This is a genomic window from Butyrivibrio sp. TB (assembly GCF_900110805.1).
Taxonomy (GTDB): domain Bacteria; phylum Bacillota; class Clostridia; order Lachnospirales; family Lachnospiraceae; genus Butyrivibrio; species Butyrivibrio fibrisolvens_C.
In genome coordinates this window covers 37,616-59,658 of sequence record NZ_FOER01000027.1, presented here as the reverse complement: position 1 = coordinate 59,658, position 22,043 = coordinate 37,616, and the positions used below count along the sequence as shown (strand labels likewise).

The window sequence follows — 22,043 nt, the reverse complement described above, 5'->3', positions numbered from 1 at the left end:
TATTTCATGATATCTGCCTTAAAACCTCCGCGAAGATTCAGATTCTCAAGCCATACAAGGTCACACTGATCTTTTGTCCTGTCTATGATTGCTTCTATATCCGTAATTCCCGGGAACACGGGTGAAATGAAGCAAATTGTACGAATGCCTGCCGCATATACCTCTTTCATTGCAGCAAGCCTTCTTTCTATGCTTACTGCCGCATCCATATCATCTTTAAACTCTTCATCGAGAGTATTGATTGACCATGATACTGTAAGTCTGCTATTTTCATTGATCTCTTTTAGCAGATCCAGATCTCTTAGAACAAGGTCTGACTTTGTGCAGATAAGTATGTCCGCACCACTGTCCTTTAGTTCTTCCAGAAGTCTTCTTGTATTTTTATATGTTTCCTCTAGCGGATTATAACCATCCGTAACTGTTCCAATGATTACCTTCTGGCCGGCATACTTCTTTGGATTCTTTATTTCAGGCCAGTCTTTCACATCCATGAAAGTTCCCCATTCCTCCGTATGCCCTGTAAAGCGTTTCATAAAAGATGCGTAGCAGTATTTACAGGCATGGGGACACCCCACATAGGGATTCACCGAATATCCTCCAATAGGAGTATTTGTGTCAAGCACACATATCATAACTTCCAATTTTATGTTCCAACGTTCATCCCGACAAACTTGATTTTGTGTTATCTCCTCCACATATCTTCATCTTCCTTATCACCGGAGGTAAGCATACTTACCTCAAAATGCTTTATCCAGCAGTTCAATACCATAAGTTCTTACATCACCGTTCACAGCATCAAATATCCACTCACCGACGCTTCTGTCATTGCCAAGCCTGTCGAATACATTCGATGAAATGATCGTATGCTGTGTATTGTGAGTATCGGCATCCTCTCCGTTGCTCCAGATATAAATACCTACGTCAGGGATATTCGTCTGCAAGCCATGTACCATTTCTTTCAGATCCTGCTGAAACTTATCACCCAGTTCCTTGGTCTGATCCATCTTTCCGTTGTCGATATAGGACTGGTACTGCATCAACGTATTGTCACGATAGGAGCAGTCAAATAGGATCTTTACACTGTTCCCACGTTTTTCGTGGAGTGCAGTCAGACTGTCAAGAACAAGATTATTTGTGGTCAGTCTGTCAGAGATCTCTGTCGGAGATTTCCATAGATTAACCGCTGTGTCATACCATCCGTTATACAGCAGAAGTGAACTGTCAACACAGACAGTCACATTTTCTGCACTCTGGAAACGATCAATCACATCATCGGCAAGCAATGATGTTGCAAATCCTCCTGCTGAAAAACCTGTTACAAGCAGCGTATCAGGCTCTCCCACATACGGCTTTATCTGCTCGATGTATGCAGAATAATTATTGTATCCTGTATGATATACAGTCTTTTTTCCTTCATAGATTCCTGTTCCTGTATGAAAATCTCCAGTCGCATAAGGTATCACAATGAAACTCCAGTCTTTGAAAGGATTGTCTTCTGCGCTGCTTCCAATACCGCCCTGTGCCACAAAATCCTGAGCGAGCATTGTAGTTGCGTAGAACGCCTTGCCACCCTCCGAGGTTTCAGGTGTGATGCTCACTCCACCACCGAAGAAATATACGACTAGCTTGTTTTCCGTACCCTTGCGAAATATGCCGTGCCATTCACTGCCATCAGAAGACAATGCTCCTTCCACTGGTACATCGTACCATTTGCCGATTTCAGGTTCTCCCTCAAGAGTTGGAAAAGTGTTAAGAACAGTCATCTTTAGGAAAATTGCTATGCCCAGCGCTGTCACTACGATTATACTTACGGCAGCTATCAGTACCACTTTAATAATTCTTTTCTTTTTTGTATTTCCCATATCGATATTCTCCTGATATTTAGGACTCGACAAATCCGTCTTACATGATACTATAGTATCAGTCTATTGCTTTAAACTCAATAAAATCAGGAAAATGATACTATTGACGGAAATAGTATCATTTACCGGAAAGGTGATCTTGCAAATGTCAGATTATGTAATCTCTTCCTACGGAGAAGCATTGTTTAAATTAATGAAGAAAAAAAATATAGAAAAGATAACTGTTGACGAACTCTGTGAAGCAGGGGGCATCGGCAGAGCAACATATTTTCGCAATTTCAAATCCAAAGACGAGATCATTACATCGTACATTGTCATGAAGTGGCGGGAATACGAACGTGAACACAAACTCAAGGAACATCCGCTGAATGACGGATATCGCGTGAAGCAGTATTTTGATTTCTGCTATTCTATGCGTAAAAAGAATGATCTTATAATTGATCAAGGTCATCACGGTGCAATACTGTCTGCCTACGAACTGATTACAACTGACAGTGACACCGATCAGGCCTTGAATACATATGAAAGTTTCTATCTGGCATATGGCCTTTTTGGGATATTTATAAAATGGGCCAGAGGCGGTTATACAGAATCGGTGCAAGAGATGACAGAGATAGTGGTAGAGAAGATATTCACACCCGCAACTCTAAAGCGAATGTAGTGCAGCTTGAGTTCCAGAATCTTGGATCATTTAACTGAAATATATTCTGATATAATGCTCATTCCAACAAACTGGAATTGTTAGCACTCTGTCTTATTGCACCGGAGGCATAAAGCATAAAATGCAATCGCCAGAAACTGTGATACCACAGACACAGTGACAAGATACACAGGATTCAAATCATACAGGGCACCGAGAAGCCAACTGCCCAGAAACCACGCAATACCAAATCCTGTCTCAAATATTCCGAAACCGGTGCTTCGCATGGAACGCGGGACGATTCCGCTGACAGCTGCTTTCATAATACTTTCCTGCGCACCCATTCCAATCCCCCACAGAATTATCCCAGCTCCGATCAACCAGGCATTTCCAGTCATAAAAACAAAATATGAGAAGAATGTGCTGCATAGTGTGGAAATGATCAGAGCCTTCAGCCCGACCTTATCATAAAGCCAGCCAAAGAATAGTGCAGCAAAGGCATCCACAGCCATTGCCCCAGCATATAGCAGGCTGAGCATGGATTCATTAAATGCTCCGGTATTAGCCGAATGAAGTGTGATCAGGGTGAAGTCTGCAAAGCCAAAAGCAAAAAAGCAGATGGCCGCCATGAACAGAACAAATGACTTCCTGAATTCAAAGCTTGCCGGTTTATCTTCCTGCTTTTCAAAGATCTCCGGATCAGGGTATCTTATCTTTGCTGTCAAAACAAGAGCTATGGTGATCATTGCAGGAACAAGCAGTATCGCAAAAGAGATCCTATATGTTGTAAAAAGGTCGTCTGTACCTTTTACAAGAGCTGTTACAAAAAGCAGTACCGGTCCGAGAAACGCGCCAAGCTGATCCAGAAACTCCTGATAGGCAAAGCCTTTTCCGGTTCCTATCTCGCTTGCCGCAAAACTTACCAATGTGTTTTTGGCAGGCTTTTTTATCGCTTTTCCGATACGCTCCAGGATCACAAGACCGCAGGCCCAAATCCAGCCATGTTCAGGTACGAGTGCCAGTGCAGGAATCGCCAGAACCTGTATTACATAGCCTGTGATAACAAATGTCCAGTATTTCTTCGTTTTATCTGCTATAAATCCGGATATGAGCCTTAGTGAATACCCGCACAATTCTCCTATACCGGACACAAATCCGATGGTTGCAGCGGATGCCCCTGCGAGGTTCAGATATTCGCCCAATATGCTTCTGGCGCCTTCATGAGTCATGTCCGAAAACAGACTTACGATTCCCATCAGGGTTATAAATGTTATGGCGCCAAACAAAGCCCTTTTTTTATCCATGTTCTACTCCACTAATCCCGATTTGCTTATTTCATTATCCTGAAATTCAAAGTTTTATTATCGTCGCAAGTTTCTTTCCGCATAGAATTCCAAATATGCAGCAACAACAACTCAGTGCCACATATAATCCGCCATTCATATATTGTTTCTTCTCAAACAAATTAAAAGCTTCAAGGGAAAATGTAGAGAATGTGGTAAAACCTCCACACACCCCTGTCTTCCAGAAAAGAATGGTATTATTAGATACACTTTCTCGGTTACTGGTAATTCCAACAACGAATCCAATTAGTATGGCACCGAGGATATTTGTAATCAGAGTTAATATCGGAAAATAAGTCTTAACAGGAATCAGACTTATTGCATATCGCGCTACTGCACCCAAGGCACCACCAAGTGCTACAAATAGAAAATTCATATCAACCTCCATTAAAGCCGTGTTCTTATATCTTTCAGTTCCTCGATACTGAATTCTATAGGCGATGCATTATCAACCTCTATCGTATGCGACTCCTCAAATGGTATATTTCTTTTCATAGCAAGAAGCGTCATAATGACAACACCGTGCGATATTATAAGCAGGTTTTTGTCTGAAGAAGCATCATGTTGACCAAGAATATAATCCAGCGCATTGAATAATCTCTCCATTACCATTTGGTATGATTCACCACCAGGACTACGATTGTACCTTTTATTTGATAGCCAAAAGAATTATCATAAAAATTTATGATGGTGCTTAATGATGTACCATGGCTTCCAACTACTATATTTTTTCCTGTCTTCCATTCCTCGCGGACTTAACTCACGAGATCTGTCATTCTATGTGGTTGTATTTCATTACTTCATCAGCCTTTTTCATTCCGATCTTCTCGTAAAAACCTACAGCATCTTCATTGGCAATCAGATATTCGGCTATATCCTTTTCATCACCGGCGATTTCATGTGCAGTCTTCATGAGTCTTGTCGCGATGCCTTGCCTCTCATAATTTCTGTCCACCCCAAAGTCTGTCACGTACAACCAATAGCAGAAATCTTCACCTGGGATATGTTCACCCAAGTCATATATTGGTACCAGTCACCGTGAATTTTTCTTCACAGTGACTGGCACTTTTTTTGAATAATGAACTATTTCACTTCATTTTCGCTTACAATAGTAACTATCATGTTATAGAATTCATCATCAACTTGCCATAAATAATCATCATACATTGGATAATTGGGCTCAAAATTAATATCGATATAGTAGTTGTTTTTTTCCTTAAAAATATAAAAGGAAAAAACATCATATTCCCCATTTTCATCATGAAATCTGCCTACCACATCCAAAGTTTCCGCAAAATTAATGTTAGTTGATGCCTTTTTATCTGTTGCCTTAGCTGTCTTCAATGCTTCAACTATTCTTTTAATAGAAGAAGGATCAGATATTGACACACCATATGGTCCACTGTAAACATTTACTTCATAAACACTATCTGGCTCTGGAAATCCTTCTATATGCTTTTTTGAGAGATTAAATTTTTGATATCCCCAAAAAGATGTTATCACAGCAAATAGTAATACAACCACTCCTGTTATAAATATTACAATCTTTTTCTTCTCCAAATTACTTTCCACATCTTTCACTTTAACTTTCTGTAGTCTGATCATTATTCTACCCTTTTTTCAGACAAAAATAAAATAGCCCCAGGCATCAATCAGATCTTGATTCCGGAGCTATTAAAATCATCCCTCTTTTATTGTTCCCTATCCGAAAGTAGCACTGGTATGCTTCATTGTGCTTCTCCTGTTATCTCTTTAGCAAGTTCCAGAATTTCAAAGGCATATTTTTCCTTGCCCTTTTTAAGGAGCTTCTTGTATAAAGGAAAGTTAATGATGCAGATTGCAACACCTACTATTCCAAGAAGCACCCCGATGACCATGAAAATTACTCCTGTTCCAAAGACACTAAGTCCAAAGCACATCCCTGTGCCAAAGATCAAAGTCCCAATAATTCCAAGCGTTATGGCTTGATGATACACTTCTGTATGACACTTATGATCTCATCTTTTGACTCGGTGCATCCACCTCGTACCCACTCAGTGACAACTCCGATAATGCCCTTAAGATAAAAGACCATGATAAGTGGCTGTTCTTTTTGGGGAACTCCAAACCTTGTAAGAATGGGGCCAAATATAGTTTTAAACCAGGTTTCATAGGTCTTTTCTGCGCCCATCATCTCGTTCTTTTCATACATCAGATAAAAGAGCTTGCGGTTCTCTTCCACAAAATCCAGATATGGCATCAGATACTTGGGTGTTACAAGGAATAGCTCATCCTCTTTTTTTTCATCAATATCAAGTGCTCCAGGTCCCTCAGCACCAAAGCGCCCAAAGAAATCTTTATATACAGCTTCCACCGTTTCATGCAGAAGATCATTTACATTATCATAGTGAAGGTAAAAGGTGGATCTGTTAACGCCAGCGGTTTCACATATCTCCTTAACAGAAATAAGTTCAAAATCTTTACTGTCAAGAAGTGTCAGTAACGCTGTATGCATTTTTTCCGCAGACTTAAAATACTTGCTCTCATTCTTGTTCATGGCAAAGCACTCCTAACACCTGTAGACTCATACTATAATGATATCACAATTTACCTTACTTACTAAAACTACTTGGACGGGCCGGCATCCCCAAAGGTTTTGCCGGGCAGGCAGATAAGACTTGTGATGGGCTACATCTCTTTGATTTGTAACCAGGATGGATGCTCTGCCTTCATCATCGGGATTTAAGACGAAGCGGTAAACAACCGCCATATCTTCCATATTCTGATAATGCGTAAAGTGAAATTTTAAGTTGAATCTCTCTCCAGCAGTACCGGAGTAGTGCAAAACGATTGAGTCTGAAGATTCGGATTTTTTATCTTCTGGAGCATGAACCGTGCAGCTTGAGCGCCCATCTCATACATATCAACTTCAATTGCAGTCAGGGTAGGCTCAGCCAGCATTGAGAAGGGATAATTATCAAAGGTCATGAGAGCAATATCTGAGGGAATATCCAACCTTTTTGCATGTATGCTCTGGATACATCCAAGAGCAAGATAATTATTGGTGCACAGGATGACCTCGGGAATATTCTTCCTCTTTAATATCTCTTCAGTTACCACACGGCTCTCTCCATAGCTGGTGACATTGGTAATGGTTTCTATCTTCAGCTCCTCTTCCTCAAAAACCATATTGATTCCATCAAGTCTTCTTAAGGATATCTGATCCTCCTTTTCATCTCCCATTAGGAAGATGATCCTTCGGTAGCCCTTATCCAGAAGGTAATTGGCCGCAATCTGACCGGCAGATTCATGGCTGACGTCTATCCAGCTGATGGTGGTAGTAAAATCAGGCTTTCCTATCACCAGATGAGGATAAGCTTCCTTTCCCAGAACAAAAGCCAGCTGCTTAGTCAAAATCCCCGCATGAAGAATTATCCCGTCAGCTTCTTCACTGTGCATCAGCTCTTTTATAGCCTCCGGAGCTGTATCCTTTGAAACATGCTTTAAGATAAGCGAGTATCCTTTTTCCTCAAGGTATCTGTCCACACCCGTCACAATTTCAAACATGTGCGGGTTTTCAAATCCTACTCCCTTGGACAGATCTGCCGCGAAAAGTATAATTCCGTTTTTTCTTCTGGCAAAACTGCGGGCTCTGGCATTGGGCTGATATCCCATGCTCTCTGCAATCTCTCTTATTCTTTCTTTTGTCTTTTCAGAAATAGAATAGCTGTCGCTGAGAGCTTTTGATACTGTTGAAATTGACACTCCTGCTGCTTTGGCAAGATCATAAATTGTTGCTGCCATAAATCACCTAACTCATTCCTCTGTTGTCACTACATATCCATTTTCAAAAAGCTTTTCGTCTTTGTAATTCTTACTAATAATTATGCGGCCTGACAATTGCAGAGGCAATGCCTTTTCACCGTTATTCATATAAACAGTAACAGTTTCTGTGTCATCAGACCTTCTATATCCGTATGTGTTTCCATTAACAAGGACAGTTTCATATTTCCCGTTCATAAAGCATGGGTGAGACTTCCTAAGTGCTATGAAGCTCTTGTAAACCTCTTCAAGTCTGTCTTCCTTGCAGAATTCCATAGGCCTTCTGTACTCAGACTCTTTTTCTCCCTCAAGCCCCTTCTCATCACCATAGAAAATGCTTGGCATTCCAACGAAGGTCATTTGGAACAAAATTGCCAGCTCCATCCTGTCTCTGTCCCCTGCGCAAACCGTAAGGAAACGGCTCACATCGTGGCTGTCAAGTAGGTTAAGCTGGGCATAAGTGGCCTGCTGGGGATATCTCATGAGCAAGTTGCTGACCCTGGCATCAAACTCAGCGGAATCTATATTGCGCTTTGCAAAGAATTGCCCGCAGAACCTTCTAAAATCATAGTTCATGGCGCTGTCCATCATACTTCCGTTTATGTAATGATTGGCGTTTTCCCAAACTTCTCCGATAACCAGCGCATCCTCTTTGGCCTCTTTAACAGAATTTCTAAAAGCCCTGAGGAACTGATCATCAACCTCGTTTGCCACATCAAGGCGCCAACCGTCCACGTCAAATTCTCTGATCCAGTAAGCACCCACGTCGCAAAAATAGTCTCTTAGCTTTTTATTTGCGGTATTTGTTTTAGGCATTTCCGGAACATAGGCAAAGCAAAGATATCCCGGCTCTTCCCCACCTTCAGGGTACACAGGATGCTCCGGTAACTCATAGAAATAGTCGTAAAACTCAGAGTTTTTGCCCTTTTCAAGCACATCCTTAAAAAAGGGATGTTTGTAGCATACATGGTTAAAGACGCCATCGATGATAACTCTGATGCCCATGCTATGGGCTGTCTTTACAAGCGATCTGAAATCCTCATCCGTACCTCTTGTGGGATCCACATGATAGTAATCCAGAAGATCATATTTATGATAGGAGGATGCCGCAAAGAACGGATTCAGATAAACACAATTGCACCCCAGATCCCTGATATAATCAAGATTTTCCTCAATTCCCTTTATGGTGCCGCCATGAAGAGATCTGCAGATTTCTCCCTGATACTCAGCTGAGCTTTCTACATCTTCTATTATTCTTTTACCATCTGCAAAGCTGTCCGGGAAGATATTGTATACTACTGCCTCCCTGACCCAATCCGGAATTATAACCCTGTCGGATCTTAAGTTAAACGGCAGCTGGAAAAACTCATAGCGCTCCACATCCGGAGTCTCGCTAAAACAGTCGCCAAGATAAAAGGTTTTCTCGGTGCCGTCGTCGATTTCAAAATAGTATGCAATCCTTAGAAATGTTGTTTCTATAAGCACTTCAAAGTAGTCGTAATACTTATCACGCCTCACCTTGTTCATTGGTGCTGGAGAAAAATTGAGAGTCGGAGCCATCTCAGCCCTATCTGCAAACCAGAATGTACAGTTTCTGATATCATCTCTTTTACATCTCAAGCGAAAGAGATAGTGGGTATCATCCACCGCATCGGCATACTCACTCATAGGTCTGTGAAATATTGATGCGTAGTCCATTATGTTATCCTTTCGATGCCCCGGAAGTAACTCCGGCAACATAATATTTCTGTAGTCTGATAAAAAGGCACACGATTGGTATCGAAACCAGTACGGCACCTGCACAGAAGGCGGTGTAGTACTCAAATATGTTGGCCTTATCAACCATCGTGTATAAGCCCTTTGCTACTGTATAGTTCTTATAGTTATCTTTCATGATAACTGACACAAAGATGAAGTCCACCCAGGGAGCAATAAATGCATTTATAGCAGTATTGACTACGATGGGCTTAGAGTTTGGAAGTATAATCCTCCAAAAAATAGTATGCCTGTTGGCTCCGTCTATCCTGGCAGCTTCATCCAGTGATCTTGGAATTGTGTCAAAAAAGCCTTTGGCTATGTAATAGTTAAGCGCTGCCCCTCCTGAATACACCAGAATCAGCGCTAAGAGAGTCTGGTCAAGGCCGATGGCTTTCATGAAATGGTAGATTGCTATCATACTCATGAACCCAGGAAACATCCCAAGGATAAGGGAAATATTCATAAGTCCCTTTCTTGATCTAAACCTCAGCCTCGAATAAACATAAGCAACCATCAGCGTGAGAATAGTGGTTATCAAACAGCTGCAGGTAGCCACAAACAGTGTGTTCATAAACCATCTCGGAAAGTCAAAAAGTCTCCTGTCAGTAAAGAGCCTTATATAGTTATCCAGGGTAAATCCCGAAGGCCACAAATTGGAGGTGTAGGCACCTTTTTCCACTCTAAAGGAGCTGAGCACCAGCCAAAACACAGGGATCAGCCAGATTATAGCCAGAATGGTCAATATAGCATGAAGGCATATGCTTACAATTTTCTTGTGTCTGCTCATTGGAACATATCCTCCTTCTTTACCGATCCTGTGTTGTTATAAACTGCCAGTGAAACCGTGGACACGAGCATGAAGATAAAAATACCAATGGTTGAAGCCAGCGCATAGTCATGTTGGTCCACCGTCAGCTTGTACAGCCATGTCACCAGAAGGTCTGTCTTTCCTGCCTGGTAGTAATCCAGAGCAAAAGGGCCACCTCCCGTCAGCAGGTAGATCACGTTAAAGTTATTGATATTGCCAACAAATGTGGTGATAGTTGCGGGAGCTGTAACAAATATCATGTATGGGAGAGTTATGCTGACAAAGCTCTGCAATACTCCTGCCCCGTCTATCTCTGCGCTTTCATAAAGCTCCGCAGGTATATTCATAAGAACGCCACTGAAGGTCATCATAGTATAAGGGATTCCTATCCACATATTTATTACCACTACGCAGAACCTAGCCAGTAGCGTATTTGTCAAAAATGGTAGTGGCGATGAAATAATACCTGCTTTCATAAGAGCAACATTTATTGCTCCCGCAGGCTCCAATGCTCTTGATATCAGGAGGAGGCTAACAAATTGAGGTATCGCTATGGATATGATGAAAAGTGTTCTCCACATCTTTTTAAACTTAACAAGCTTGTGGTTTATAATTATTGCCAGCAGCATTCCCAGAATATAGTTTGTGAATGTTGCAAGGATAGCCCAGACAACAGTCCATCCAAGTATTCCAAAAAATGTGTGTGTTTTGGTTGAATTTCCAAGAAATACATCCGTTACATTTGTAAGTCCCGTCCAGGTAAAAAGCTCCCCCGGAGGCTGATGACTTGAATCAAAATTGGTAAAGGCTATCAGGATCATAAACACTATGGGCAGAACCGTAAAAAGAATAAGTGTAGTTATAGGCGCTGCCAGCAGCGTTATGTGGAATTTATTGTCAAACAGATCCTCCACCACTTCCTTGAAGGTCTCGATATGCTCTCCATTTTTGCTTCGAAATACTATAGCTTTAATGTTCCTTATGAGTAAGATAAGGATAATTGCAAACAAAATGCATGCAGCTATGGTAAGTACGCTAAAAAGAAGAATCAGCATGGAGTTGTCGCCTATCTTGCGCTCATAAATCTGAAGTTGCTCATTCCACACCTTAAGCTGAGTGTTCTCCCCAAGAGTATTAAAATGTGACAGATATTTAAGTCCAAAGCCAAAGAAAAATAAAGCAATGAGTACTTCAGCCAGGATATACAAAAAGCTTAAAATTATCATTTTCCTATTCCTTTTTACAAATATAGCCATCGCCACAAAGCGATGGCCATACACGTAAGTTATTATTTATTCTGCTGTTGCCTGCTCAACCAGCTGATCCAGCATTGTCTGAAGGTCTCCTGTGGAGTGTCCCTCAAGCTCTGCTCCAAATGCCTCAGCAGGAGTCCAGTAAGCACCGTTTACATGCTGACTGATAGCATACTGACTCTGCTCAGCAAGAGCCTTAAGTGCAGGATCTGAAGCTACTGCATCTGAATTAGCTACATTGATATTAGAAGGGCCATAGCCTAAAACCTCAAATCTACGAGCCTGTGATTCTTCGTTTGTAAGAAACTCAGCAAGCTCCATGGCCTCTACAGGATGTGCTGTCTGTGTATTAACTCCAAGCACCTTACAGCCCAAAAATGATCCCATCTGAACCTGCTTACCGCCGCAGGTGAAGGTTGGAAGCTTGGCTGCTCCAAAGTTATCTCCCAGCTTTTCCTTAATGCTAGCAGATGTCCATGGGCCGCTTATTCCGCAGCAGATATTGTCTCCGATGCCGCCCTGAAGAACGCTGTCATCTCCGGTTACGAATGCAGGGTCGTTACAGAACGCTCTAATTGCTTCTGCTGCTTCAAGTCCCTTTTCATTGTTGAAATCACAGATCTGTTTGCCGTTCTCATCAAGAGTTAACTGGCATCCGTTTCCAAGGAAAAATGAAGCAAGATACCATCCATTTGAAACATCCATGTGTACCTGTTTTCCTGCCTTATTAGCTGCTGCAAGGATGCCGTCCAGCGTCTTAACATCCTCCTCAGTCAGAACAGATTTGTCATAATACAGGTAATATCCATTGTCTGCTGTCATAGGATATCCGTATAAAACGCCGTTATAGCTTGCTGCATCAATTGTTCCGGGTGCATTTGCACTCTTTATCTCATCTACATTTCTTGTAACTTCATAAAGAGCATCCGCCTGGACAAGTGTGATGAGCTGATCATCAGGATATGAAAAAACATCTGCGGCTGCGGCGGGGTCTTCGAGATATCTGGCCTGAGCATCAGCCTCTCCTACTACACCATACTCAAATTCCCAATCATTTTCAGGATGCTCGGAGGCGAACTTTTCGCATAGCTCCTTTAACAGCTCCTGATCTGTCTGTGATCCCCATACTTTAAGGGCTATGGTCTCTTTCTCTCCTGCCACGTTATCGGTTGCCTCGTTATCTGCTGTTGCATCACTTACTGTTGTGCTATCACCTGTCTGTGTTCCTTCTGCAGGAGCAGCTGTGTTGCCTGCTGCATCTCCGCATGCACAGAGGCTTAATGCCATAGAAGCGGCCAGAAAAATCGATACTATTTTCTTCTTCATTTTTATATCCCTCCCTTGCTGATTATTTTCATTGTTTGCTATTGGGTACCCCGGTATCGTTATTATTTCACCACTTCTTTTTACAGTCAACGAAAATCTAGGAAAGCGCTTTCCTTGGTAAAGTCAAATACCAGCACTCCTACCATTCCATAAGCCATGACACTACCAAAGACTACAATTGTGCCTATAATATATACCCAGTTAAATCCCTTAATTTTCTTTTTAGCTTTTATAATAGCCATACTCTTCTCCCATATCTACCAGCTTTACCAACAAAAAACCTGCGAACATCAGGATTTCTCCCAATGCCCGCAGGCGTAGTAACAATTCGTTATTCAATTACGATATCTTCAAAATTGTCTTTCCCTTTGACCCACCGGAAGCCACCTTTTTCAATACCTTATTTACATCATCCAGGCTGAACACTTCGTCTACCGATGCTTCTATCTGAGTGTCGTATTCCTTAATTCCTATCTTTACTGTTTGACTGCTCCGTCGGACACTCCAGCCACCAGGAATCTTGATAGTGCAAAGTACAGGATCACGATAGGTACTGCGATGAAGATGGCACCTGCAGCAAATCTTGAAAACTCCGTTTCGCCAAGATGTGTAAGTCCTACAGCTACAGTCCACAAGTCCCTGTTCTTAAGGAGCATGTTAGGAAGTATGAAATCGCTCCAAGGCCATGCAAAAGAAGTAAGCGCTGTATATACAAGGATTGGTTTGGACAAAGGCAGCGTTACCTTAAAGAATATAGTCGGATTGGAAGCTCCATCTATTGTTGCAGCTTCATATATTGATGTACTGATTGTATCAAAATATCCTTTTTGAACCAGATATCCCATAGGTGCACCTGCTGAGTAGATCAGTATAAGGCTCCACAGATTATTGATCATATTGAAATTGATCATGATAAGGTATACTGCTGTCATCCCCATAAAGCTTGGGAACATGCTAAGTACCAGAGTTGTCTTCATAAGAGGCTTTCTCATTTTGAATTTGAATCTGCTCATGGTATAAGCAGTGAGTATCACAAGCACTGTAGAAAGTATGCATGAGCAGGCAGAAACAAAAAGAGTATTCCTAAGCCATGCCGGATAATCATACATTGCAGTATCATTAAAAAGCTTATAATAGGTTCCTGTACTAAAGCTCTTTGGGAAAAATCCATCATAATCGTAAATCGAGCCTGTTGCAGAAAATGATGCCATTACAAGCCATAGTACAGGGAAAAAGAATATGAAGGAAACAAGTATGAGAATGGCATAGGTGATCACTACTTCAGAGATTCTTTCTTTTCTCATCTGAATGTATCCTCCTTCTTAAATGCTGATGAATTAACATAAGTTGACAGCGATATCACTGATGTAATAACGAATATGATAAGGCTGACTGCTGCTCCTATTCCATAGTAATTATTATCAATTGAAAGATTATACAGCCAGTTGATAAGAAGATCTGTATCGCTGGCAAGGAAATAATCGTCAAGATAAAGGCCACCTCTAAGGAAATAGAACACACCGAAGTTATTAAAGTTGCCTACAAATCCTGTTATAAGCGTAGGAGTTGTTGAGAAGACAACAAATGGAAGTGTCAGTTTTGTGAACTGTTTCCATCTTCCTGCTCCGTCAAGGCTTGCTGCTTCATACAGTTCATTGTTCATATTAGAAAGGATTCCTGTTGCAAGCAGCATCGATGTGGGTACAGATATCCATGCATTTACAAGAAGGCCTATAAGCCTTGCCTTATTGCCGGCATCGATATCAAGAAAGCCAATGCTGCTCCCGCCAAGAGCCTTAATGTAATAGTTGATAGGGCCGCCATAAGAGAACATGAATTTAAAACCAAGAAGGGTTATAAATCCGGGAACTGCATAAGCGATAATTGGGAATGCCCGCCAGAAGGTCTTTCCTTTGACACACCTCTTATTAAGAAGCAGCGCAAGAAACAAACCGCAAAAATAATTGATAACTGTAGCACAGACTGCCCAGACTATATTCCAGCTAAGAATTCTAAAAAATGTCTCTTTGATGCCGGACATAGCGAAAATCTGCTTGAAATTATCAAATCCTACCCAGTCGATAAGCTTTGGCGGTACAATATTGCCGCCGTAGTTGGTAAAGGCTATGAGGATCATAAAGACAATTGGAAGAACATTGAATATAAGCACACCGACTACAGGAGCAAAAAGAGCTACAACATAGAATTTTTTGTCCACAAACGATTCCACCGACTTAAGAAAACCAGGCGCTCTCCTGCCGCTTTCTGCTAGCTTTTGAATATTTTTTATATCTTTGATATTAGAAAGATAAAAAACGATAACTGCTCCAAGTATCATAAATGAAAGTATACCCTTCAGCATCATGATAATAGAGTCATCGCCCTTGGTCCCCAGCCAGGGATCACCCTCGATGGTTCCGAGGGTGAAAAGTCCTGTCATGTCAGAGATTCCCTGAGTAAAAAGATATATAAGATATATTGCCAGAATGCCCATATACAGTATTCCTTTGATCCTCTGACCATATAGAAACTGGCCAAGTCCCATCACTACATAAGAGCATTTGGTTTTTAGATTACTGTGTTTCATGCCGGCACCTCTTAATTAGCAAGAGTATAGATCGCGTCATAGATGCTTTGGTCAGCTTTGTCAAGGGCATCCTGTATTGCCGCTGTATCTGCGTATTTGACAGTTTCTCCTTTGGACTGTCTGAAAGCATCCTTGGCAACATCGCTTAGAAGAGTCTGCATCGGGTCCCAGATCTGATCGACTGCTTTGACAGAAGGCATGAGATATATATGTCCTTCATTTAGGCTCTCAAATATCATACCTGTCACACCGCCTATTTCATCTGCTACGTCTCCCCTTGTAGGAGCTATTCCAAGGATCTGTGCTCTCTTTGTGATCATCTCATAGCTAGTAGCGAAGTTAACGAATTCTATGCAGGCATCGCGATGCTCTGTATAAGCACTGATGCCGTATCCATTCACACCGCCCATTACGATCGTGTCTGTATCTGCTGTACCAGATTCAAGATCACCGTCAGATGGCATCTTGCCGGGAAGTTCGACCATACCAAGGTTCTCGGTGGCCTTCTTGTCAGCCTCTTCTTCGCTTAAGCCTTCGCCTGTATATACTTCTTGTAACCTGTCATGGAAAAGGACGTAGGTGTCAGGGGTTGAGATTGAGCAAAAATATGATCCGTCAGCAACCTTAGAATATCTGCTCTGCTTGATAGAATCGTCAAGACACTCTTCGCTCATGATCCCGGCAAACTGTCTCATAGCCGCTATACCATTGGCTGTATCCCCGGCTGCAAAGCCGATATCTTCTGAGTTAAAGCTTCCATCTTCGTTTTGACCAAATACATATCCGCCATATGAGAATATGAACTCAGCCATCATATAAAGGTCATTGCAAGGCGCAACAAGACCGAATTTCTCGCCATTAGATGCCTCATAAAGCTCTTTGGAATATGAATATAAGGAGCTCCAGTTTTCGAAGAAATCAGGAGTACCGCTTCCATCACTATCCCATGTACTCTCCCAATCTTCCGGCAGGAGATCTTTCCTGTAAAAGAGCATCGGCTCCTGAACATTAACTGGTACTCCGCAGGTGTACTTCTGACCGTCAACAGTTACGGCAAATGCATCCCAGGCTTCCTGCGGGATCTGGTCTGCGCATTCAAAATCCTCTTTGTTGATCGCCATGAGATGTTTGTCTTCTGCATAGGCCATAAGCTTATCGTTGGCCTGGTACAAAACATCAGGGCCATAGCCATAAGGGCCGTTTTCTGCAAGATTACTGTATTCTTCCATATTGGCATCAACTGCCTGAATGCCCTTGTCTTTATAGGCTTCATTAAAGGCATTTAAAAGTTCATCAAGATAGCCTTCTGATTTGGCCGTATCATTTTCAAGTATTCTGAGAGTGATAGTCTCTCCGCCTTCACCTGTCCCCGTCTGTGTCTCTTGACTTTTGCCACAGGCGCAGGTTCCAAGGGCCATAACTGTTGTCAATACAGTAGCAGTAACTTTCTGATATTTCATAATATTTCTCCTCCATCTGCAAATAGCCTGAAACTCCCGGGGGCTATCTGTAATTCGTTATAAGTACCTACCTCATCTGTCTGATTTATATAAAGCTCGGCATCTGCTCTTTGACCATGTCTTTTCAAAATCAGTACCCTTCCATCTTGTGAAGCATTTACCAATGTACCTTCAAAAGAGAATTCACATTTTTTTCTAATTAGGGATAACTTACTAAGCAATAATACTGCCTTATTGTCCTTATTAAGAGCTGTCTCCCAGTCCATACATCTGCGGCAATCCGGATCATATCCTCCCATGGTGTAGCACTCCGTACCGTAGAATATGGATGGAGCACCGGGGAAAAGATATAAAAGGCAGAGTGCAGCATAGAGTTTGTCCTTATCTCCCTTGACCTCATTTAAAAATCTGTCGGTATCGTGACTGTCCAAAAGGTTCAGCATCATGTCATTAACTGTATCAGTATTTCGCATAAGTATGTCATTAAGCTTCTGTGCCGTCTTCGTGGCATCCAGTTTATTATATGCGAAATAGTCAAGGCATGCCTTGGTAAAAGCGTAATTCATGATGCTGTCATACTGATCGCCTCTAAGGTAAACCGATGCGTCGTGCCAGTTCTCCCCGATTATGGCAGCATCTTTTTTGACAGATTTAATCGCTTTTCGGAATTTCCTCCAAAAATCGTGGCTGATCTCATCAGATACGTCAAGCCTCCAGCCGTCAATATCGTACTCCTGTATGTAGTATAGGGCTATTGCTATAAGATAGTCCTGCACTGCCGGGTTGGAGGTATTCCATTTGGGCATATAATCGCAACCAGCAAAGACTTCATAATTTAGAGGATTCTTACAGGGTCTGTCACCGCGGATCACAAAGTAATCAAAATATTCAGAGTCTTTACCTTTCTTGATGACATTCTGAAACAACTCGTTTTTTTCACTTACATGATTAAAAACTGCATCCAGAACTATTCGCATGTTACGCTTATGAAGCTGTTCCACAAGGTTCTTAAAATCTTCCTTGCTACCAAAGTGCTCATCTATATCATAGTAATCAACTATGTCGTATTTGTGATTGGAGGGCGATCTGAATATGGGCGTAAGATAAAGGGCATCGCAGCCTATACTTTTGATATAGTCAAGTTTTGAAATGATCCCTTTAATATCTCCTCCTGCAAAACTCTTTGGAGTTGGCTTATCTCCCCACTTAAGGTTGATATAGCTCTTATCTTTGTTATCATCTCCTATACAGAATCTGTCTATGAATATCTGATAGAAGCAGCTATTACATAGCCATTCAACCTTATGATGGATGTCAGCTTCGTTTATATACGGATACTGGAAGAAGTTGTAATATCCCTTACTAAAATCATAATCAAGTGAAGCGCCGTCTTCTGAAAAGTAGTAATAATTCTCTCCGTCATTTAGATAAAAAACATATGCAAGCCTTGTATCATCAAGCCTTAAACGAATAGAATAGTAATCATATATCCTGCCGGTACCTATTTTGGTCATTAGCTTTTTGTGCCGGCTTTCTGCAATCTTGTACTTGCTCTCGTATATTATATAAGCTTCCTTGATATCATCAGCTGCTGTTCTGAGCCTTATAACAATTTCATTGTCTGATACAGGAAAACAATATGCAGAATCTGTAATGTGCTGTAATGCTAATTGATTCATACCTAACCTCATGTTGCGCGCAAAGTAAGCCACTAATAGTTCAAATTGATGGGCTCGCAATATCAATTTGGGTTTGAAAATGAAACATTTTCAAAGTTGGATTCCTGATCAGTTTGCCTCTACCGGGTCTGAATTTCTTACAATAGTAAGCGTGTCCTGAGCCTGATTGTCAGGATTGGTTGTAAGAGTGATGGTGTAGTTGCCGTCTTCTTTAACCTGTACATTGGCTTTGTCAACTGAGTCTGCAAGGCCACCTGCATTCTCCATCTGAGTATCATCAATCTGTGTGAACTTGCCGTAGCCTTTTTGACCATCCCATGACCAGTCAGGAATGATCTGGAACTGATCGCCTTCATAAAGATCTATTGTAATTGAGAATTCATTAACTGCATTACCTGTAGGAACAAGCTCAAACTGGGCTTTGTCTTCATCACTAAGGTCTGCAGCCCAGTTGTTAAGTGCAAGTGATCCTGTCTTGGAAGTTCCTGCAATGTACCAGTGACGTGTATCTTCAGATACCTCTGCAGCTCTGAAATCTCCATAAAGAGTTGTATCCTTGGTAAAAGAATCTGTATTAAGATCCTTCTTGCTGGATTCAAGATATGAAGGTGTCTCATACCATCCGTTAAATTCACCTGACTCTGCTGTCTCAAATGCTTCATATGAAGACTTATCAAGAACTTCTCCGACGTTAGCTGTTGCTGTTCCGATAGTCTCGTCCTGATTCATAAATGTTACTGTTATCGTCTCTGCAGTACTTGCAGCGCTACCGGCCTGACTGGAAGTATCTCCGCATCCTGTCAGCAATCCTGCTGTAAGAACTACTCCTGTTAAAAGAGTTGCGACTTTAGATAATACGTTATTCTTTTTCATATTTGCCTCCCTTGTTTGTATCATGTGATTTTTGCGCCAATCGTGACTTAAGTTTATCGATGTTTAAGTTGATCGTTGCTTAAATTGATCGGTACTTAAGTTGATCAGTGCTTAAGTTGATCAGTGCTTAAGTTGATCGGTGCTTAAGTTGATCGGTGCATTTTGTTAACCTTGTTAACTTAACTGTTAAATTATAAATATCACTTTTGCCCAAACTTGTCAATATGGCATATTTTTGGTATTATTGGGTTAACTTGTTAACTTAACTAATGCAATCTAAAGAAAGAGCACAAGTTTAAAAGTGTTCCACTTTCAAACCCAAATTGGTGTCGCGAGCTCCACCAATTTGAACCATTAGTCACTCGTTTCACTCGCGACATGAGGTTAAAAAATGGCCAAAGAGAAAAAAGCCACTGTAAGAGACATAGCCAAAAAAGCAGGTGTATCCGTGGCTACTGTTTCATATGTTTTAAATGATAAAGAGGGAACCAAGATAAGTGACGCCACCAGAAAAAAAGTCCTTCAGGTGGCTAATATCCTAAACTACCAGATTCCGGAAAAATATAAAAATAATGACACTACAAAAAGCAGCTATACAATCGGTATCATCTACAGCATCTTGACTGAAATAGAAGTACATCCCTGTACTTCCGGGAATTCCCTTTTACATCCTGTAATGGCGGGAACCCCTTCGCGAAATGCCCAGATCATGCAGCTTATAAATCTTCTTGCAGAACGCTTTGAACGCATGAAGTTTAACTGTGTGCTGCTTCCGCTAGAGCCTGATATCGACAGATACGAACCTGTTCAAGGGCTTGACGGGATCATTGCCATAGATCTTCACGAAAGAGATTTTAAGATCATGTCAGGCAGTTATTTTATCCCTATTATGTGCCTTGACATGATGATCAATGATTTTCTTTTCTACCAGATACATACCGATTTTGAGCAGATTGCCGATAAAGCCGCAGAAATGTTCAAAGAAGACTACTACCTTCTTACAGACAGCTGTTTCAATGAAGGATACAGCACATATATCTCGTCTGTTTTTGGCAAAGACAGAGTTCTGTTTTTTGATAAATTAACGAAAAAAGAGCTCTCTTCACTAAAAAACAAAAAGCTCCTTGTATACGGAGATTATCTTGGGATGATCATCTCCCGCTTTACAACTGACGAAAACGTAGTGATCATCTCCGGTACGGATGGCAACATGCCTGGTATGGAAGGACTTAGGATCATCCACAATGATCTTGAAAAAAAGGCAAATCTTGCCATGAATATTATGATGAATGCTCTTGAAAAGAAATTCGATGTCAAGCATGAGTATAAAGTGCTTTGACGTCCCAGTGACGAAGTCGATGTACCATTTGATATCAAAACTGATATCTTAATCCAACCTGTAAAAAAGGTATGACCTACTATTGGGCATACCTTTTTAGTTGTGTAGATTGATAAAACTTCCCACTTGGACGGGCCGGCATCCCCAAAGTCTTTACAGAGGCAGGCAGCATATATATCATTGCCATGCTGTTAATAGTTTTATAATTCATGGCATGATATCTGGAGCTTTCCATTCTGGGGTCCAAACTCGCTTCGCTCAGACATGTGGACCCCGGGCAGAATGAAAATCTCCATCTATCACGCTCATGAATTTAATAAAACTCTTAAAAGCATGGCAATGATATATATGCTGCCTGCCTCTGTAAAGATTTTGGGGATGCCGGCCCGTCCAAGTGGGAAGTTTTAATAAATTATTATTAAAATATGATATATGTATATTCTTTATATTATTTGTTATCCTGCCGATATTTATAGAAAGCGCCTTATCAAATGCAAAAAATCATTTACTAAAGTTTTCCGCTTATACGGATAGTATATAGATCATTGCCATACTTTTTAAAGGGGACACTATGACAACAGACCAGATCAAAAAAAATCTTGAAGAAATGATAGCTCACGCAGTATTTCAGGCAGTAAGTGATCCAATAAATGCAGATATGTGGACTGCATTCAGAACAAGTCTCCAGGATGCGGAAAATCAGCTTCAGAGCATGGGAAAACCAAAGCCCAAAGCTCCCCCAAAAGCGGATCAGCTTACTGCGCGTATGTTCTGTATATGTGTCAAAGTATCAAAAGTTGACCCGCAAAAAAGAGAGTCTCTATATCCCAATGATATGCAGGAACTTATAGGTAAGACTTTCAAGCTTGTCAAAGATTATTGCAAAGAAACTGTGGGCAGAGATCTAAACTGGTGCAAACTAAGCTTCTCTACCGGCCATGGTGATCTTATGATCATGTCCAATGGCGCCGACAAGTGGAATGAGCTTACATTTGGCGCATGGGCTTCTAAGCTTCAGAAATACAGCGTCAACAATAATAAACCCGTAGAGAGCATGTACTTCTATGTAAGATTCGCTCCTGACGAAACCTTTGATACCGACAAAAGCCCTGAAGCTCTAAATAAGTACATGGCTCTAGAGACAGGCTTTGACAGCTGGTTTGATAAAAACACTGATCATTAAACAAGTCATAAAAAAGCAGGCAACCTTCAGGTTACCTGCTTTTTTAGTCGCATTTCTATAGGACATGTCCAGAAATGCATGGATGCATTTCTATGTCGGTTACAGGATGTAACCAAGACATGTCCAGAAAT

Annotated in this window: 23 protein-coding genes; 3 read left to right on the top strand and 20 right to left on the bottom strand. The window is 41.3% G+C overall.

From position 1 onward, the window contains the following. Together BMX21_RS16080 and BMX21_RS16075 are read right to left on the bottom strand one after the other, a co-directional pair. A partial coding sequence (locus BMX21_RS16080; protein WP_092045891.1) for a radical SAM protein occupies positions 1-632 on the bottom strand: 632 nt, incomplete at its 3' end. Positions 633-737: 105 nt separating this feature from the next. Then, positions 738-1,862 carry a pectin acetylesterase-family hydrolase gene (locus BMX21_RS16075; RefSeq protein ID WP_092045884.1) on the bottom strand — a complete coding sequence of 375 codons (1,125 nt, stop codon included), beginning with the start codon at positions 1,860-1,862 and terminating at the stop codon, positions 738-740. Positions 1,863-2,007: 145 nt separating this feature from the next. On the opposite strand from BMX21_RS16075, the gene BMX21_RS16070 reads away from it, so the two are divergent. Continuing rightward, the gene (locus tag BMX21_RS16070) at positions 2,008-2,523 is read left to right on the top strand and encodes a TetR/AcrR family transcriptional regulator (RefSeq protein WP_092045882.1); all 516 of its coding nucleotides are present in this window, start codon (positions 2,008-2,010) and stop codon (positions 2,521-2,523) included. An 80-nt stretch (positions 2,524-2,603) separates the two neighbouring features. Here BMX21_RS16070 and BMX21_RS16065 read toward each other — a convergent pair whose 3' ends face one another. The 18 genes from BMX21_RS16065 to BMX21_RS15985 all read right to left on the bottom strand — a co-directional run bounded on the left by BMX21_RS16065 (position 2,604) and on the right by BMX21_RS15985 (position 19,390). After that, positions 2,604-3,806 (bottom strand): MFS transporter, encoded by a 1,203-nt coding sequence (locus BMX21_RS16065; protein WP_092045880.1) that lies wholly within the window; start codon positions 3,804-3,806, stop codon positions 2,604-2,606. A gap of 46 nt (positions 3,807-3,852) precedes the next feature. Next, positions 3,853-4,221: a fluoride efflux transporter CrcB gene (gene crcB, locus BMX21_RS16060; protein ID WP_022755167.1), complete on the bottom strand. Its 369-nt coding sequence runs from the start codon at positions 4,219-4,221 to the stop codon at positions 3,853-3,855. Between the two features lie 11 nt (positions 4,222-4,232). Further along, positions 4,233-4,457 (bottom strand): histidine phosphatase family protein, encoded by a 225-nt coding sequence (locus BMX21_RS16055; protein WP_022755168.1) that lies wholly within the window; start codon positions 4,455-4,457, stop codon positions 4,233-4,235. 160 nt (positions 4,458-4,617) lie between these two features. Then, positions 4,618-4,860, bottom strand: coding sequence for a GNAT family N-acetyltransferase (locus BMX21_RS16050; protein WP_207637976.1), 243 nt, complete (start codon positions 4,858-4,860; stop codon positions 4,618-4,620). 68 nt (positions 4,861-4,928) lie between these two features. Next, entirely contained in the window at positions 4,929-5,450 is a 522-nt protein-coding gene (locus tag BMX21_RS16045) for a DUF5301 domain-containing protein (RefSeq protein ID WP_022755170.1), read from the bottom strand. Between the two features lie 122 nt (positions 5,451-5,572). Next, positions 5,573-5,782 (bottom strand): hypothetical protein, encoded by a 210-nt coding sequence (locus BMX21_RS16040; protein WP_242952943.1) that lies wholly within the window; start codon positions 5,780-5,782, stop codon positions 5,573-5,575. Between the two features lie 20 nt (positions 5,783-5,802). Continuing rightward, complete coding sequence (locus BMX21_RS16035) at positions 5,803-6,381, bottom strand: TetR/AcrR family transcriptional regulator (protein ID WP_029320093.1); 579 nt, start codon at positions 6,379-6,381, stop codon at positions 5,803-5,805. A 248-nt stretch (positions 6,382-6,629) separates the two neighbouring features. Continuing rightward, on the bottom strand, positions 6,630-7,628 hold the full coding sequence (locus tag BMX21_RS16030) for a LacI family DNA-binding transcriptional regulator (protein ID WP_092045878.1): 999 nt from the start codon (positions 7,626-7,628) through the stop codon (positions 6,630-6,632). Positions 7,629-7,640: 12 nt separating this feature from the next. Next, positions 7,641-9,344: a glycoside hydrolase family 13 protein gene (locus BMX21_RS16025; protein WP_177174077.1), complete on the bottom strand. Its 1,704-nt coding sequence runs from the start codon at positions 9,342-9,344 to the stop codon at positions 7,641-7,643. 4 nt (positions 9,345-9,348) lie between these two features. Then, on the bottom strand, positions 9,349-10,191 hold the full coding sequence (locus tag BMX21_RS16020) for a sugar ABC transporter permease (protein ID WP_092045873.1): 843 nt from the start codon (positions 10,189-10,191) through the stop codon (positions 9,349-9,351). Further along, positions 10,188-11,438: a carbohydrate ABC transporter permease gene (locus tag BMX21_RS16015; RefSeq protein WP_051212008.1), complete on the bottom strand. Its 1,251-nt coding sequence runs from the start codon at positions 11,436-11,438 to the stop codon at positions 10,188-10,190. Before BMX21_RS16015 ends, BMX21_RS16020 begins: the two co-directional genes overlap by 4 nt. 66 nt (positions 11,439-11,504) lie before the next feature. Next, complete coding sequence (locus tag BMX21_RS16010; protein WP_034489598.1) at positions 11,505-12,791, bottom strand: extracellular solute-binding protein; 1,287 nt, start codon at positions 12,789-12,791, stop codon at positions 11,505-11,507. Between the two features lie 86 nt (positions 12,792-12,877). Next, positions 12,878-13,033 (bottom strand): hypothetical protein, encoded by a 156-nt coding sequence (locus tag BMX21_RS19455; RefSeq protein ID WP_155243639.1) that lies wholly within the window; start codon positions 13,031-13,033, stop codon positions 12,878-12,880. A 234-nt stretch (positions 13,034-13,267) separates the two neighbouring features. Beyond that, positions 13,268-14,095 carry a sugar ABC transporter permease gene (locus BMX21_RS16005; RefSeq protein WP_022755175.1) on the bottom strand — a complete coding sequence of 276 codons (828 nt, stop codon included), beginning with the start codon at positions 14,093-14,095 and terminating at the stop codon, positions 13,268-13,270. After that, positions 14,092-15,378, bottom strand: a complete 1,287-nt coding sequence (locus BMX21_RS16000) for a carbohydrate ABC transporter permease (RefSeq protein ID WP_027203911.1) — start codon at positions 15,376-15,378, stop codon at positions 14,092-14,094. The genes BMX21_RS16005 and BMX21_RS16000 overlap by 4 nt, the downstream gene beginning before the upstream one ends. Before the next feature lie 11 nt (positions 15,379-15,389). Further along, on the bottom strand, positions 15,390-16,838 hold the full coding sequence (locus tag BMX21_RS15995) for a sugar ABC transporter substrate-binding protein (RefSeq protein WP_092045867.1): 1,449 nt from the start codon (positions 16,836-16,838) through the stop codon (positions 15,390-15,392). Continuing rightward, positions 16,835-18,517, bottom strand: a complete 1,683-nt coding sequence (locus BMX21_RS15990; RefSeq protein ID WP_092045865.1) for a glycoside hydrolase family 13 protein — start codon at positions 18,515-18,517, stop codon at positions 16,835-16,837. Before BMX21_RS15990 ends, BMX21_RS15995 begins: the two co-directional genes overlap by 4 nt. 108 nt (positions 18,518-18,625) lie before the next feature. Continuing rightward, the gene (locus BMX21_RS15985) at positions 18,626-19,390 is read right to left on the bottom strand and encodes a hypothetical protein (RefSeq protein WP_092045863.1); all 765 of its coding nucleotides are present in this window, start codon (positions 19,388-19,390) and stop codon (positions 18,626-18,628) included. Between the two features lie 391 nt (positions 19,391-19,781). Here BMX21_RS15985 and BMX21_RS15980 point away from each other — a divergent pair, with 391 nt between their 5' ends. Continuing rightward, complete coding sequence (locus BMX21_RS15980; protein ID WP_092045861.1) at positions 19,782-20,729, top strand: LacI family DNA-binding transcriptional regulator; 948 nt, start codon at positions 19,782-19,784, stop codon at positions 20,727-20,729. Positions 20,730-21,300: 571 nt separating this feature from the next. Then, complete coding sequence (locus BMX21_RS15975) at positions 21,301-21,912, top strand: hypothetical protein (protein ID WP_022755181.1); 612 nt, start codon at positions 21,301-21,303, stop codon at positions 21,910-21,912. Positions 21,913-22,043 lie beyond the last annotated feature (131 nt).

Coding starts and splice junctions, on each gene's coding strand:
- BMX21_RS16045 (WP_022755170.1), bottom strand. CDS start 5,450: ATGATCAGACTACAGAAAGTTAAAGTGAAAGATGTGGAAAGTAATTTG.
- BMX21_RS15980 (WP_092045861.1), top strand. CDS start 19,782: ATGGCCAAAGAGAAAAAAGCCACTGTAAGAGACATAGCCAAAAAAGCA.
- BMX21_RS16015 (WP_051212008.1), bottom strand. CDS start 11,438: ATGATAATTTTAAGCTTTTTGTATATCCTGGCTGAAGTACTCATTGCT.
- BMX21_RS16070 (WP_092045882.1), top strand. CDS start 2,008: ATGTCAGATTATGTAATCTCTTCCTACGGAGAAGCATTGTTTAAATTA.
- BMX21_RS15985 (WP_092045863.1), bottom strand. CDS start 19,390: ATGAAAAAGAATAACGTATTATCTAAAGTCGCAACTCTTTTAACAGGA.
- BMX21_RS16000 (WP_027203911.1), bottom strand. CDS start 15,378: ATGAAACACAGTAATCTAAAAACCAAATGCTCTTATGTAGTGATGGGA.
- BMX21_RS16025 (WP_177174077.1), bottom strand. CDS start 9,344: ATGGACTACGCATCAATATTTCACAGACCTATGAGTGAGTATGCCGAT.
- BMX21_RS16030 (WP_092045878.1), bottom strand. CDS start 7,628: ATGGCAGCAACAATTTATGATCTTGCCAAAGCAGCAGGAGTGTCAATT.
- BMX21_RS16020 (WP_092045873.1), bottom strand. CDS start 10,191: ATGAGCAGACACAAGAAAATTGTAAGCATATGCCTTCATGCTATATTG.
- crcB (WP_022755167.1), bottom strand. CDS start 4,221: ATGAATTTTCTATTTGTAGCACTTGGTGGTGCCTTGGGTGCAGTAGCG.
- BMX21_RS16065 (WP_092045880.1), bottom strand. CDS start 3,806: ATGGATAAAAAAAGGGCTTTGTTTGGCGCCATAACATTTATAACCCTG.
- BMX21_RS16075 (WP_092045884.1), bottom strand. CDS start 1,862: ATGGGAAATACAAAAAAGAAAAGAATTATTAAAGTGGTACTGATAGCT.
- BMX21_RS15995 (WP_092045867.1), bottom strand. CDS start 16,838: ATGAAATATCAGAAAGTTACTGCTACTGTATTGACAACAGTTATGGCC.
- BMX21_RS16055 (WP_022755168.1), bottom strand. CDS start 4,457: ATGGTAATGGAGAGATTATTCAATGCGCTGGATTATATTCTTGGTCAA.
- BMX21_RS15975 (WP_022755181.1), top strand. CDS start 21,301: ATGACAACAGACCAGATCAAAAAAAATCTTGAAGAAATGATAGCTCAC.
- BMX21_RS16010 (WP_034489598.1), bottom strand. CDS start 12,791: ATGAAGAAGAAAATAGTATCGATTTTTCTGGCCGCTTCTATGGCATTA.
- BMX21_RS16005 (WP_022755175.1), bottom strand. CDS start 14,095: ATGAGAAAAGAAAGAATCTCTGAAGTAGTGATCACCTATGCCATTCTC.
- BMX21_RS15990 (WP_092045865.1), bottom strand. CDS start 18,517: ATGAATCAATTAGCATTACAGCACATTACAGATTCTGCATATTGTTTT.
- BMX21_RS16035 (WP_029320093.1), bottom strand. CDS start 6,381: ATGAACAAGAATGAGAGCAAGTATTTTAAGTCTGCGGAAAAAATGCAT.
- BMX21_RS19455 (WP_155243639.1), bottom strand. CDS start 13,033: ATGGCTATTATAAAAGCTAAAAAGAAAATTAAGGGATTTAACTGGGTA.